This is a genomic window from Caldicoprobacter guelmensis (assembly GCF_016908415.1).
Classification (GTDB): Bacteria; Bacillota; Clostridia; order Caldicoprobacterales; family Caldicoprobacteraceae; genus Caldicoprobacter; species Caldicoprobacter guelmensis.
The window spans coordinates 109,150-123,291 of sequence record NZ_JAFBDW010000002.1 but is presented as its reverse complement, the minus strand read 5'-3'; the positions used below and the strand labels follow the sequence as shown (position 1 = coordinate 123,291).

At 44.9% G+C, this 14,142-nt stretch carries 11 protein-coding genes, 8 tRNA genes and 1 pseudogene; 9 read left to right on the top strand and 11 right to left on the bottom strand.

Annotation, left to right across the window (positions count from 1 at the left end):
* Positions 1-164: 164 nt before the first annotated feature.
* The 5 genes from JOD02_RS03095 to JOD02_RS03075 all read right to left on the bottom strand — a co-directional run bounded on the left by JOD02_RS03095 (position 165) and on the right by JOD02_RS03075 (position 6,898).
* On the bottom strand, positions 165-2,792 hold the full coding sequence (locus JOD02_RS03095) for an ABC transporter permease (protein WP_204486814.1): 2,628 nt from the start codon (positions 2,790-2,792) through the stop codon (positions 165-167).
* Positions 2,789-3,472 carry an ABC transporter ATP-binding protein gene (locus tag JOD02_RS03090; protein ID WP_204486812.1) on the bottom strand — a complete coding sequence of 228 codons (684 nt, stop codon included), beginning with the start codon at positions 3,470-3,472 and terminating at the stop codon, positions 2,789-2,791. Before JOD02_RS03090 ends, JOD02_RS03095 begins: the two co-directional genes overlap by 4 nt.
* A 207-nt stretch (positions 3,473-3,679) precedes the next feature.
* Positions 3,680-4,684, bottom strand: a complete 1,005-nt coding sequence (locus JOD02_RS03085) for a sensor histidine kinase (protein ID WP_341534516.1) — start codon at positions 4,682-4,684, stop codon at positions 3,680-3,682.
* 187 nt (positions 4,685-4,871) lie between these two features.
* Positions 4,872-5,540 (bottom strand): response regulator transcription factor, encoded by a 669-nt coding sequence (locus tag JOD02_RS03080; RefSeq protein WP_204487338.1) that lies wholly within the window; start codon positions 5,538-5,540, stop codon positions 4,872-4,874.
* A 188-nt stretch (positions 5,541-5,728) separates the two neighbouring features.
* Complete coding sequence (locus tag JOD02_RS03075; protein ID WP_204486809.1) at positions 5,729-6,898, bottom strand: class I SAM-dependent rRNA methyltransferase; 1,170 nt, start codon at positions 6,896-6,898, stop codon at positions 5,729-5,731.
* Positions 6,899-7,238: 340 nt separating this feature from the next.
* On the opposite strand from JOD02_RS03075, the gene JOD02_RS03070 reads away from it, so the two are divergent.
* From JOD02_RS03070 to JOD02_RS03035, 8 genes are all read left to right on the top strand, one after another.
* Positions 7,239-7,312, top strand: a tRNA-Gly gene (locus tag JOD02_RS03070).
* Positions 7,313-7,319: 7 nt separating this feature from the next.
* Positions 7,320-7,396 (top strand) — tRNA-Arg (locus JOD02_RS03065).
* 15 nt (positions 7,397-7,411) lie between these two features.
* A tRNA-His gene (locus JOD02_RS03060) sits at positions 7,412-7,488 on the top strand.
* A gap of 17 nt (positions 7,489-7,505) precedes the next feature.
* Positions 7,506-7,580, top strand: a tRNA-Gln gene (locus JOD02_RS03055).
* 6 nt (positions 7,581-7,586) lie between these two features.
* Positions 7,587-7,662: transfer RNA gene (locus JOD02_RS03050), tRNA-Lys, on the top strand.
* A gap of 86 nt (positions 7,663-7,748) precedes the next feature.
* Positions 7,749-7,834 (top strand) — tRNA-Leu (locus JOD02_RS03045).
* Between the two features lie 4 nt (positions 7,835-7,838).
* Positions 7,839-7,913 (top strand) — tRNA-Gly (locus JOD02_RS03040).
* Between the two features lie 28 nt (positions 7,914-7,941).
* Positions 7,942-8,018 (top strand) — tRNA-Arg (locus JOD02_RS03035).
* A gap of 267 nt (positions 8,019-8,285) precedes the next feature.
* On the opposite strand, the gene JOD02_RS03030 is transcribed toward JOD02_RS03035, so the two are convergent.
* The 6 genes and pseudogenes from JOD02_RS03030 to yfmF form a co-directional block, all read right to left on the bottom strand.
* Positions 8,286-8,639 (bottom strand): phage holin family protein, encoded by a 354-nt coding sequence (locus JOD02_RS03030; protein ID WP_243426335.1) that lies wholly within the window; start codon positions 8,637-8,639, stop codon positions 8,286-8,288.
* Between the two features lie 65 nt (positions 8,640-8,704).
* On the bottom strand, positions 8,705-9,007 hold the full coding sequence (locus JOD02_RS03025) for an MTH1187 family thiamine-binding protein (protein WP_204486806.1): 303 nt from the start codon (positions 9,005-9,007) through the stop codon (positions 8,705-8,707).
* A gap of 61 nt (positions 9,008-9,068) precedes the next feature.
* A pseudogene (gene tnpA, locus JOD02_RS11945) lies at positions 9,069-9,377 on the bottom strand (IS200/IS605 family transposase).
* A gap of 213 nt (positions 9,378-9,590) precedes the next feature.
* On the bottom strand, positions 9,591-10,517 hold the full coding sequence (gene lgt / locus JOD02_RS03015; RefSeq protein WP_204486804.1) for a prolipoprotein diacylglyceryl transferase: 927 nt from the start codon (positions 10,515-10,517) through the stop codon (positions 9,591-9,593).
* Between the two features lie 29 nt (positions 10,518-10,546).
* The gene (gene yfmH / locus JOD02_RS03010) at positions 10,547-11,833 is read right to left on the bottom strand and encodes an EF-P 5-aminopentanol modification-associated protein YfmH (RefSeq protein ID WP_204486803.1); all 1,287 of its coding nucleotides are present in this window, start codon (positions 11,831-11,833) and stop codon (positions 10,547-10,549) included.
* Positions 11,817-13,109, bottom strand: coding sequence for an EF-P 5-aminopentanol modification-associated protein YfmF (gene yfmF / locus JOD02_RS03005; RefSeq protein ID WP_204486801.1), 1,293 nt, complete (start codon positions 13,107-13,109; stop codon positions 11,817-11,819). The genes yfmH and yfmF overlap by 17 nt, the downstream gene beginning before the upstream one ends.
* A 466-nt stretch (positions 13,110-13,575) precedes the next feature.
* On the opposite strand from yfmF, the gene JOD02_RS03000 reads away from it, so the two are divergent.
* Positions 13,576-14,130, top strand: a complete 555-nt coding sequence (locus JOD02_RS03000) for a helix-turn-helix domain-containing protein (RefSeq protein ID WP_204486799.1) — start codon at positions 13,576-13,578, stop codon at positions 14,128-14,130.
* The last annotated feature ends 12 nt before the right edge of the window (positions 14,131-14,142 follow it).

Below are 14,142 nucleotides of genomic sequence, written 5' to 3'. Positions count from 1 at the left end.
AAACTTGCTGTCTCATAGGTACGCTCTCAAAAAAAGTCTAAGAGCTTTATTTAACTTGTTTGTAGGTTCGGCCTTGGGGCTTCACTCCCAATTATTATGCAAGGTTGCACTACAGAGTCAATCATTGAGCAATATATTGCTCGGTCATTTTTCGAGGGTATTCTCTATACGCTCTCGCTTTTTATGGCGTCCATGATGTTCTCGTGCCGTATCTTCCTCATGGAGTACACCATACTGGCAAACACCACAAAAAACACGCTTAAGACGCTAACCACTATGCTCCCTGTCGGCAGCCGGCAAGGCATTTCAACCCCCTGCCGTATGCTCATATATATAAGATAGGTGACCAGCACAGAAACCGGAAGTCCGTAAAGCAGAGACTTTAAACCGTAAAATATACACTCATAATTGAGCAGCCTGTTGAAGCTTCTGTCGGTCATGCCCACCGACTTCAGCATTGCAAACTCTATTCTTCTTAAATTGATATTAGTGGAGATGGTGTTAAAGACGTTTGCAATACTTATGAGGGAGATCAGTATTATAAACCCGTAGGAGAACACCGATATGATGGTGACGATATTGCGGCTGTTCTGTATATTCCTTGCTATATTATGCAGGTTGTGCGTGGGAAGACCCGCGTCCACAAGTATATCCATTATGTCCTGTTCGGCTTCAAAGGGATCTACGGCATCAAAACACATACTGGCAGGGTTCCAAACCTCTTCGTCGCCGTCAAATATAGCCCCCCTTATCTCGTCGCTAATTACCACAATGATTGAATTAAATTGTACAGCATAATCCAGTACCCCAAGCGGAGCATCATTGGCATACTCAATAAGTTGGATCTCATCCTCCAATTTTCTTTCGCCTTTTCCCCAATTAGTAGCAATCAATGTCAATTTTTCGGGCTTTTTACTGCCGAATATCCTGGAATTTATAAACCTCTTTTGCTGGTCATCATAATAGTGCTGGTAATCTATTGCGATTCCAGCAGGGGAATCGGGATTTGTAAAGAGCGATTCATCAAGCCCCAACTGGCGGACGTAATATTTAAAGGTATCGCGGTCAACGCTGTATAAGGTAACCATTACAGGAGCGTCCTCCCCATCAGATATAAAACCCTTATCAATCATCTTGTTATAAAATGATTGAGTAAGATAATCCTTCGGAATCCTAGCTTCAGCATATATCGTTCTCACTATGGAACCCTGTTCAATGATGTCCAACAAAACGCTATCCCTGAAGGCTTTAAGTGTTGAATCCTTCAAATCGCCCCTTTCGTTGGTAAAATAGTACAGGTCATAATCCACACCCTGATACACATTGGAAACGCTGTCCATAAGATACATCGAAAAGGATGAAGCCGATACAAATAGGACTATGCTCATAAAAAGCGAGACCACCGTGCTTCGGTAACGCTTGCGGCTCCTCTTTAAATTCTTAAGCGCCAGATCCCCTTCCATGCCGAACAGCTTGCGTGTCAAGCGCCATGTCCTGACCTGCCGCGCAGTGAGCTTTATATCAGTAGTCTGCCTGATGGCATCAATTGGCGAAATTTTTCCGCTATGCCATGCCGGTATATAGGCCGATATCAGTATGGTAACCAGAGCCAAAATCACCGCCGCTATCACGGAGGGAATAGACACCGACAGCATCATAGGCACGCGGTCACCCAGAGCCATGATGCTGGCAAACATATCCCTCAACAAATGCAGCGTAACGCCTATGCCGGCGATGCCCGATAATACACCTACGGGTATACCTATAGCTGCCAGCACAAGGGCCTCAAAAAACACCGAATGCCTGATCTGCTGTGCTGTGGCGCCGATGCTTGTCAGCAAGCCAAAGTACTTCTTGCGCTCGCTGACCGAGATGGAAAACGAGTTGTAGATGAAGGACACCGAGCCGGCTACGATAAGAGCTATCAATATGGAAGCAAGGCCGTACAGTACAGCCAAAAAATTATCATTCCGGCTTATGCCCATAAACCTGAGCAAGTCGTCATTGTATCCATAATCTTTGTACTTGAGCTTATCCATGCCGAGGTTATTGTATATGTCGTACACCCTTCGTGGATTCTTAAGCTTTATATACACATTGGCCGCGTCGTTCTCCTTCAACTCGCTTTTATCGAGGACGGTGATAAGGGTATATCCTGGGGCAGAGTACTCCTCTATTGCAAAGGACGGCCTTTCGCATATCCCCACCACCTTATACGTCCTGGTACCTGTGACCACCAGCTTTTCTGAAACCCCGTCCTTCTTGTGCCTGTAATAATCCTTTTGACCCAAAATTGTGCCATCATCCGAAACCCGGTAACCGATTTTAAGCTCAATGGTGTCGCCCACCTCATACTTCACGCCGCCGTTGGTAAATATGTGATAGGGCACGACAACCTCGTTTTCATTTTGTGGAAGCCTGCCACTTTTTAAATGCACCGGCAACATCTCAAACGCCTTTTCATCAAACCCCAGAACATAAAGATAGGGCTTATACTCGTTTAATCCCTCCTCGAGCAGCGCATAGCCTATCCCCTTGGTTACGGCAAGCTCCTTTACCTCTCGGTTTTTGCTAATGCGCTCAATTGTATCAAGGTCAGCGTCGCAAACAACCGCATGCCAATCCCCCGTATCAGCCTTTGTATAGTTAATCAAGAAGTTTTGAAAGCTGGATATAAAAGTGGTCACGGCAGCTATCATGGCTGTGGATAGAACGATACCGATGATGGTGACGATGGTGCGCGTCCTGCTTCTCTTTAATGCAGCCAGCGTAACTTTATTCATAACGTTCATGGCCTGACCACCTCATCACTTACGATCCTGCCATCCTCGAGGCTGATGATGCGGCTTGCCTGCAGCGCAATCCTCTCGTCGTGCGTCACGATTATGATGGTCTGATTATACTTCTGGTTGTACAGCTTGAGCAGTTCGATGATTTCGGCGCTGTTTTTGCTGTCCAGGTTGCCCGTGGGCTCATCCGCCAGTATCAATGCGGGATTGGTTATGAGAGCGCGGCCTATGGCCACCCTCTGCTGCTGCCCGCCCGACAGCTGATTGGGCAAATGCTTTGCCCTGTCCTTAAGACCCAGAGTGGTAAGCAACTCATTCAAGCGTGCCTTATCCTCCTTCCTGCCGTCGAGCAGCAGAGGCAGCATTATGTTTTCCTCCACATCCAGCACGGGAATCAGATTGTAGAACTGATAGATCAGGCCGATCTGCCTGCGCCTGAAAATGGCAAGCCTTGACCTGTCCAGGCTGTAGATGTCGGTGCCGTCGATGTATACCTTGCCTGAGGTGGGAAAATCCACCCCGCCCAGTATATGGAGCAGCGTCGATTTACCCGACCCTGACGGCCCGACAATGGCCACAAACTCGCCCTTCTCCACCGAAAAGGAGACGTTGTCCAGAGCGGTGACCGCCGTCTCCCCCTTGCCGTATACCTTTGTCAGGTTTTCAACCCGTAGTATCTCCATATAGCACCTCCAGAGCATTTTTAATTTTCGAAAACGAGTCTACCACAACGGCGTGACATTCAGGTGACTTACTCTGTGACAGTTTTGTCACTTTTACATGCTCTGAAACGTGAGGCACAGAAATTGAAATATTAAAACTGCAAAACCAAAAAACTTGCTGGAAATCGGAAAGCTTATACATCGTTTCGTATCTTCAACAAAACCCCTTCATACAACTGCCTTATACAGGCGAATGAAGAAGGTTGTTCCTCTACCTTCACGGCTTTCCACCGTGATATCCCCGTTTTGCTCCTTGATTATGCTTTTTGCCATGGCAAGGCCGATTCCCACGCTGTCGGGCGACGCGTTTTTGCCCCTATAAAAGCGGGTAAATATATGGGGGAGGTCCTCTTTGCTTATGCCCGGCCCGTTATCGGATATGCGGATTTCGAAATAAAGCGGGTTGTCCTGTGCGGCAATCTCGATTTTGCCATTCTCTGGAGAGTGCTCTATGCAGTTTTTCAAGATGTTTATAATTGCTTCGGTGGTCCATTGCAGGTCACACGTTAAAGTTTCATCCTGCCCTGTAACGGTACAGGTAATGCCTTTCACTTCCATGGGTATGAGGAGGGGTTTTAAAGCGTTTTCTATGAGAGTGCGCACCTTAACCCTCTCTCGCTTCATCTTCACCACGCCGGCATCCAGCCTCGCCATTTTAAGCAGTGATGAGACCAGCCATTCTATGCGCTTTAATTGGGAGGAGATGCGGGCAGTGAATTCCCTGCGCTTTTCGGGCGGCAGGTCCTCGTTTCCCAGCAGGTCAACCATGACCATCATGGAGGTGATGGGTGTTTTGAGCTGATGCGATATGTCAGCCATGTGCTCCGACAGACGCAATTTCTCCTGCTGCAGCTTTTTATTATATTCCGATAGCATCAAGGTCACCTTGTATATCTCATTCTTCAAAATACTCAGCTCTCCCTCCACGTTGTCGCGTATGTCAAGAAAATGCTCTCCAGAGCAGATCCGCCTTAAATAGTCAGACAATTTCCTTATCTGCTTGTAGCGGTAAGCCGTGAAAGCAAAAAACGCCCCACACAACAAAAAAGCCGTAATCAAGACGAGGATTCCGGCGTCACCGCTGCTTGAGAAACCTATAATAGCCAAAACAGTGCTCAAAACGGAAACTGCCACGGCAAACCTCTTTATTTCCTTATTTCTCCATAAAGACACTTCCAAATCCTCCCGTTAATCATTTTTCTAAAACCCTGTCATGGTTCACCAACTTGAGAGTACGTATAGTGATAGCAATATAAAATAATGAAAATGGATTATAAATCTTTTAATGCAACAAAACGCATTAATACCCTTGGCAATTTTATAGGAAAATACTTTGATTAACGGCTTCATGCCAGAGCCGCTATATCCGGTACCCTATACCCCGCACCGTTTTTATGATAGTAGGATTCTGAGGGTCATCTTCAATCTTTTCCCTCAAGCGCTTAATATAAACAGTGAGGGTGTTGTCATTGACAAAGTCACCCGACACATCCCAGATGCTTTGGAGCAGCTGATCCCGGGTCAGCACCCGCCCCCTATTGGTGATGAGCGTGAGCAAAATGCGGTATTCCAGGGCCGTCAAAACCACTTCCCTGCCATTCTTCTTCACCTTACCCTCGGCTAGATTAATGGTTAAGCTGCCGATGCTTATTATGTGGTCTTGGCTTGATTTGCTTGCCCTGCGGAGTACGGCTCGAATTCGGGAGTGGAGCTCCCTCAGCCTGAACGGCTTTGTGATGTAGTCGTCGGCCCCTATGTCAAGCCCCATGACCACGCTGCCCTCATCATCCCGTGCGGTTAAGAATATCACCGGCGTATCCCCTTTTTCCTTAAGCTTTTTGCACACGTCAAATCCATTGCCGTCGGGAAGAGATATGTCGATGATGGCAAAATCAAAGCCCTCGGCCGCTATCCTTTCCAGAGCCGATGCGGCATTATAGCAGGTTATAACTTCAAAGCCCTCCTGTGACAGGGAATACTCTAGCCCCACAGCAATGGCTTCATCGTCCTCAACCAGCAGTAGCCTCATCATAACCACTTATATGTATTCACCCCGCTCACCTAAAGAAAATTGGAGTTGTTGTGTCAATTGAAAACTCTACATGTAGATTCAATTCAAAACCGAAATAAGAGAATTTATATACGTTTTTGAGGCAGGATTAAACGATATTCGATCATAAAACAGAAAAAATATTTCACCATCACCAAGCCGCCCTTTCAGCACACCTGCAGGATCACGCATTTTAAATACTCGGTCTCCTTGGATGATAGTAACACAGGGTGGTCCTTAGCCTGTGAACGCCTCTCAACCACTCTGACATCCCTCTTGGCATCAATGGCAGCAGTATACAGAATGTCCATAAACAATTCCGGATCTATATGTTGAGAACAGGAACAAGTAATTAAATACCCTCCCGGCCGTATTATCTTCATGGCTCTTAGGTTAATCTCTTTGTATCCCCTGATGGCATTTTCCACCGTCTCACGAGATTTTGTAAATGCCGGGGGATCGAGTATTATCACATCAAAGGTGTTCTTCTCTTGATGATATTTCCTTAAAACATCAAATGTGTTGCCCACCTCAAATTGGCACATTCTTTCATATCCATTTAACGCAGCATTCTTTTTGGCTATCTCAACTGCGTGTTCCGAAATATCGATACCCAAAACGCTTTCAGCACCGTAATGCGCCGCGTGCAAAGCAAACGACCCTGTATGGGTAAAGCAATCCAGCACCTTGGCTCCTTTTACAAATGGTCGTATAGCCGCCCTGTTTTCTTTTTGGTCGAGGAAATACCCCGTTTTTTGGCCGTTCGCCACATCAACCAGGAACTTTATTCCGTTTTCCACCATTATGACGTTGGTATCAAATTCCCCTTTAATATACCCCTTCCTCTGGTCCAGGCCTTCAAGCTCCCTCACCGGAGCATCGTTTCTCTCATAAATCCCCTCAGGCTTTATGATATCATCCAGGATGTCTGCCAATAAGTACTTATACCTGTCAATACCCAACGCCAGGGTTTGCATGACAAGGTAGTTTGAAAACTTGTCCACTATAAGTGCGGGCAGAAAGTCCGATTCCGCAAAGACTACTCTACAGCTGTTCAAATCAGCAAATTGCTTTCTATATTCCCAAGCACTTTTAACCCTCCTGTAAAAGAAGTCGGCATTGATATCTTCCTGCTCCCGCGTAAGTAGCCTTATAGCAATCTGAGACTTGGGATTGTAGTAACCTTTTCCCAGAAACCTCCCTTTGTATGAGTATACTTCCACCACATCGCCAGGCTGACACTCTCCTTCAATACGTTCTATATCACTTCTAAAGATCCAGGGGTGGCCGCACAACGTCCGCTGTTCCTTGTTTTTCACTATGTAAGCTTTTGCCATTTATAAATAACCTCCTTCCAAACAACCTTTAAAAGCCATCAATACACTTTACAGTGGAAACTGTACCGGAATATTTTATCATATCTCCATTATTTTTAGAAAGTTAAAAAGACGAGAAGATCAGGAAGCCAAAATAATATTTCTCCTACACAACAGCTCCCTGAAAAAATAAAAGGCCGTATAAAATTTTAGTAGGTAAAAACAGGAGAAAAAGGGGGTAATGTAGAAAAAGAGACCTCACTAGGACAAAAAATAAAAAAGCATGTTGACAAAACCCATACTACAGGTTAAAATATATTTTGCCATTAGGAAATAATAAATAGAAAGAGTAAGTTGTGATGCGGGTGTAGTTCAATGGTAGAACTCCAGCCTTCCAAGCTGGCGGCGTGGGTTCGATTCCCATCACCCGCTCCATTAATGTGCGCCTGTAGCTCAGCTGGATAGAGCAACGGACTTCTAATCCGTAGGTCAGGGGTTCAAATCCCTTCAGGCGCGCCATAGAAGAAAATTACGGTGGGTATAGCTCAGATGGTTAGAGCGCCAGATTGTGGCTCTGGAGGTCGTGGGTTCGAATCCCACTATCCACCCCAATTTATTTTTATGGCGTTGGGGCGTAGCCAAGCGGTAAGGCACGGGACTTTGACTCCCGCATTCGTAGGTTCGAATCCTGCCGCCCCAGCCACAATATGACCCATTAGCTCAGGTGGTAGAGCACTGGACTTTTAATCCAGGTGTCCGGCGTTCGAATCGCCGATGGGTCACCAGATTAAAATTATAAACCTTAAATAAATGGACAAAAATTTAAATTTGATGAAAATAGATAAAAAGTGGTGGACATAGAGGATATAGAGCGGGCGTGGCGGAACTGGCAGACGCGCTAGACTTAGGATCTAGTGGAAGGTATCCGTGGAGGTTCAAGTCCTCTCGCCCGCACCATCGTGCGGCAGTGGCTCAGGGGTAGAGCGTCGCCTTGCCAAGGCGAAGGTCGCGGGTTCAAATCCCGTCTGCCGCTCCATTTGTTTTTGATAAAAGTTTAAAACCATGCGCCCATAGCTCAGCTGGATAGAGTGACAGACTTCGAATCTGGAGGTCGCAGGTTCGAATCCTGCTGGGCGCACCAGAGCCCTGTAACATCAAGCGTCACAGGGCTTTTGCTTTTTTGGCAATTTGCTTTTCCCATACTTTTCCCAAAGGCTAAAAATTTATACCATATGCTTCCAATACCCAATTGGGCAGGCTAAATTACTGCTCTATCAAGTGGTACTTTCCCAACATTGTACCATTATTGTACTACACCGTTGAATGCCACATCAATAGATTCATCAACATACAATAAAATAAGAGGCCCCTCTCTCAAGGCCTCTTATTTTATTTCTTTTTTCGCAAATCACATAACGTGTGTAGGGATAATGGCATCGATAATCCCTATGATCAAAGCCGCCACAATAGCGCCGAATACGTTGATCCGCATTCCCGGCACCAGGAACTGCGTCAAGTAAATGATCAGTGCCGAGAGCAGAAACCCCACGATACCTCGTCCAAAGGGCGAGGCATCAATCTTAAATAGCTTTTGTATAACATAATCCATGGCGGCAATCACAATTGCAGCCAACAGCGCTGTACCAAACCCTATATTGGAGAAACCAGGGGTCAAAAGCGCTGTCACCATCAGCACCACAGCAGCAACTACAAAGCGAATGATTATACCTAACCAGCTCCTGCCGCCTTCGTTTCTGTTCATTTCATTCTGCTTGTTTCCCGTCTCTTCAGCCATACTCAACATTTCTCCTTTCATACTTAAATTATTTATTGGTTCATATTTCGCCTGACCGACTGAACCTGCTTTTCCATATCCATTGGACGGTCATAACGCTCATCAATGGTCATGTTGGTAATAACCCGCTCGGCCCCCATTTGAAATGGGATGCTGTGAATTTGCCGGGCTACATTCATCAATTGATCAAGGTTACCTTCTATTACTGTTCCAGTAGGCGTAATCTGATATTTAAGCCCCTGCTGTTCTATAATTTTGCAGGCTTGGGCTACATAGCTGCTAAAACTGGGCTGCCCGGTGCCAACCGGTACTATGCTGATGTCCAATACGGGCATTTCCTCACCTCCAACAATTTTCTATCCGTTATTTTTTCCGATTTTTTTATTTTTCATCCCATCATTTTTTAAAATTAAAAAAGAGAGGAACTGTTCCCCCTCTTTTTTTGTGCTCGATACACCGACTGATAGTATCACTAAAAACCTGCCCTGCTGTGCCCACATAGTAGTTTGGTTTCCATAGATGACTGCTTCAGAGTTTCTTTTTGAGTTTCGGATGCTTCAAAAAAAGAATGCAGGCCGTGGAACCCTTTAATATTTTGACTATCACCGCTGGAGTTATCTTAGGAGGAGCAGAAAGAAAAACGTGTACGTGGTAATTGATATTGTAAACTGCTGATCTAGTTGATTCCCAAGCTTCCTTTTTCAAGCCATTATGATAACATATTGTCAAACAATTGTAAATGCTAGGGCGAGCGGGTCCGTGTATTCTCTCAATAAATTGAGAGGGATTAATGCCCCCGCGTACTCCCCCATACCTCTAAATTTTTCTTAAACGCTGGATAGCATACCGCCAAATTCCGTATAGCTCTTGCAAATAACTATTAATCACTTTACACGATGTTTTTCTCCTGGTACATCATCATTGACAATCAGCATCGGAGTTGCTTGAACCTTTTTGCTCCGCATCTTTTAAAATGTCTTCTTTTTCTGCTTTTTCTTGCTCATTTTGCTCTTCCGCTCTATGCTTTTCTTCTTCGCCCATGTATACTAACCCTTTTCCATCCGATAAAATACCACCTTTTGTGGCAGGCTCTACCTTTTTACGTCTAACCACAAGCATCACAACAGAAAAGGCTATCAGCAATCCTGCCAGCAGCTGCGATACCCTGAATGGTCCCCAGTACAGGCTGTCGGTGCGAAGTCCTTCTATCACAATGCGCCCGCACGAATAGAGCAGCAGGTAAAGCAGGAATATATCCCCTGGCCTTTTTCTCCGCTTTCTGTAATACATCAAAAATATAAACACCAACAAGTTCCACATGGACTCATAGAAGAAGGTAGCCATGTGCCACTCTTTCCTCGATCCTATATACACAGCAAACGGAAACCACTGCCAGGCTGGATCAGTTACCAATCTACCATAGGCTTCCTGGTTGAAGAAATTTCCCCACCTGCCAATTGCCTGGCCAAGTATGAGGCTGGGTGATGCAAGATCAGCCAGGTCCCAGAAATTGACCTTGCGCCACCGCGAAAATATTAAAGCCGCCACTATGCCGCCTATCACCGCACCGTATATGGCAAGGCCCCCTTGCCATATTTTAAATATATCCACAGGATTATTTTTATAAATCTCCCACTGGAAAACCACGTAATACAGCCTTGCGCCTACAATGGCAAACGGGATGGCCAGAAGGGCAAAATCCAAAATTATCTCGGGGTCATAGTTAAGCCTTCTGGCATACCCCATGGCCAGGTAAATCCCTAAAAGTACCCCCGTCGCAATGAGTATACCGTACCAGTACACAGGACGTCCAAAAATCTCAAATGCAACCGGATCCGGCCACATAAAATCCTCCCCTTTACCTTAAAAATTCTCTAGTTCGGCAGTATAATGGATACGCTACTTTGGTAATTTTCAAAAAACTTATTGAAATGGCTCTTCAGCTGTTCATAGTTTATCTGCATAAGCCTCTCGATGTAATCAAACAACCCTATATTTTTGAAAATTAAGGACACGAACTGCACGCCGATTGTCTCCAGCGAGTTGAACATCCTTATATACTCTCCTATCTTCTTTTTCTTGACCCGTGAGAAGCACTCCACATCCCAGGGTTCCTGCTTCAGCCTTTCTATTTCCTTATAAACCATGTCTACAACTTTTTCTGGATTTGGCGATTCCCCGCCCATTATTATATGCCCGTAATCCTTCTCTCCTGTATATTCAGCGCTGAAGGTCAAGTCAATCAAACCTTCTTCATACATTTTGACGTAAAGGTCCGAGCTTTGACCCACCAGCATCTCCAGCATGATGTCATTTAGTATCATCTTGTCAAGCAATGGCTGCCCCTCCTGTCCTACCTGGGTATCTTTAAACCCCAGCATAAACAGCGGTCGAGGCACTGGCAGCTTATCCTTCACCACCGGAGCGGCTACCTGGTAAGGTTCACTTGGGTATATCCTCTTTATTTCTCCCTGCTTAGACACATCCTTATCACTAAAATAGCGCTCAACCTGCTGTACAACCCTGTCGGTATCCACATCCCCCGTCACAAATAAGACCATATTGGAGGGATGATAAAACGTCTCATAACACTTGTACAGCATATCCTTGGTTATTTTTTGGATGGATTCCACCGTTCCGGCAATATCGTTTTTTACAGGATGATTCTGGTATAGCCCTTTTAGCAGATTGAAAAACACGCGCCAGCTTGGGTCATCCTGATACATGACTATTTCCTGGGTAATAATGCCTTTTTCCTTTTCCACTGTCTGGTCTGTAAAGTAAGGTGTACCCACAAAATTGAGAAGCACATCCAGACACTCATAAAAGCTCCCTGTGGATGTAAAGTGATAAGCCGTGGTGTTGAAACTAGTAAAAGCATTGGGACTGGCCCCCAGCTTTGAAAAGATGTCAAATACGCTCCCTTCCTCCTGCTCAAACAGCTTATGTTCCAAAAAATGTGCAATGCCCTCAGGCATTCTTGTAGGCTCCTTTTCCCCCGGTACCACAAACTGATTATCATTGGAACCGTAATTGGTGGCATAAATGGCAAACTGTTTTTGATAACCCTTCTTGGGCAACACATATACATTTAAACCGTTTTTTAACTTCGTATGTATCAACCTTTCGTTCAATACCTCGTTTTTAATTTCTCTTCTCATGGATGACATATCCCCTCTTTCTATTTCTCAAAAAATAGATTGTATCCAATTTGATCCTGTCGGAAACTTCCACCACTTGATCCACTGTAACGCCTTTTATCCTCTCTATCAGCTCCTCCACGGTGATATCGGAATCCATAACGCTATTGCCCAGGTAATAGTCTATGAGCTGAGATGGCTGATCCATGCTTCCCTTAAGTGAGGTGACCAACGCATTTATCGCCCCTTCAAACTCCTGCTGGGTGATGTGCCCCTTTGCCACGGCATCAAGCTGCTCCATTATTATGTTCACCGTTTGCTCATACTTGTCAAAATCGATACCGGCGCCAATGAACATCAGGCCTTTAAACTTCTCCAGCCGTGCAAAAGCATAATAAGCCAAACTTGCTTTTTCCCTTACATTTATAAACAATTTAGAGTGAGGTCCACCACCTAGAATGCTGCTGTATACCAATAGAGGAAAATACTCCTTGTCAGTGGCGTTTATATTGGTCCTAAACCCCATGGCTAACTTACCCTGATTTACGTCCATCTCCTCTGTGACAGTTTTGGGCACCACCTGTAGCTTTTTATAAGTAGTTTTAGGTATAGTTCTTACCTGCTTTCTCTCCATTGAAAGGCTGCGCTCAAGCAGCAACCTCACTTTAGCAGGGTCTATATCCCCCACCACAAATACATCTAGCGGGCTGGACTGCGTAACATCGCAGTACACGCTATACAGCCTGGCATCGTCCAAATTTTCTAGTTCGTTTATATTGCCAAAAACATACCTGCTGTACTTTTCACCCTTGCACATCTCCTGGGCACATCTCTCCAAGCTGTATTGAATCTTGTCATTGACCAGCGACTTGATCCTGTTTTTCAGATTTTCCTTCTCCTGGGCCACATAGCTCTTTTTAAAACCACCATTTTCCAATACAGGGCGGTTGATCACCCGGTTTAGGAAATAAAAAGCCTGTGCCAGTATCCCCTGCTCTGCCAAGTAATCATCGTTTACCACTTCCATGGAAAACCTGAGTACCTGCCTTTCACCCTTCTTCTGCACACCCACATCAAATAAAGCCCCGTACAGGCTCTCCAAGTGCCGCTCAATATCTTTTAGAGTTTCAAAGCCTTCACATCCACGCTTTAGCACCGCCGGGATCAAAGCGTTGTAGGTGTAATCCTCATTAAGGTCTCTGTGGAAACAAAAGCTTATAGTGACGGTTTTAAATTTCTTTGTAGGTAAAACCCACAGCGTTATCCCCTTGCCCATATCCATGTTTTCTATGCGCATATATTTTACCCTCCTGATTTAGCTGAATGAGCGTAACTACAATCTGTTCCCTTCTCTACTTTATATTTTCGCTTTAATGTCCAAAAATCCTCTAAAAATTATTATTCTTTGGGAAAATTTTTCTATACTTTCTTTACCCTTTTATTTTTTCAAGATTCAGGCTGCCACCTTTTAAGTCCACATCCAGGCAAGTAAGCTACAAACGCCCAAAAGCCAAATACTCACCACACAAGATTAAGGTATTGCATATTTATACAACATTCACTATACTAGTTTTATAAAACATAATCCTCTAAACCGTGAGTTTTTAAACAACGCTACACCAAAAACTCAAGAGATTGACTGTAAGCTGCGGGACCAGAAATTGTCATAACCAGGGATTAAAGCGGCCTGTAAACTGATGTAAGAACATTTATGTTGCCCTACAGAGTAACATGGGTAAATAATGTTGAGAAAGGGGAAACCTATGTGTGAACAAATCAAACAAATCGCTATGAGAATCAAAGAGCTGAGAGAAATCTCGGGCATTTCAGAAGAGGATATGGCCCGACAGTTCAATATCCCCCTTGAACTTTATAAAAAATATGAAAGCGGAGAAGCAGATATACCCGTAAGCTTTTTATACCAGGTGGCAAACAAATTCAACGTGGAGCTGACAGCAATTTTGACGGGCGAGGAACCACGCCTTCACATTTACTCGCTGGTAAGAAAAGGCAAGGGGCTGGAGGTAGAAAGGAGAAAAGAATACAAATACCAGAGTCTTGCCTACAACTTTGCCCACAAAAAGGCTGAGCCATTTTTGGTCACCGTTGAACCAAAACCCGACGACCAGCCAATAGCTCTCAATTCCCATCCCGGCCAGGAATTCAACTACGTTCTGGAAGGGACCCTCAAAGTGGTGATACATACCCATGAGCTGATACTCAATGAGGGCGATGCCCTGTTCTTCGACGCCAGTTTCAAGCATGGCATGAAGGCATTAAACGGCAAGACTGCCAAATTCTTGGCTATTATATTGTAAAGTAAATGAGCT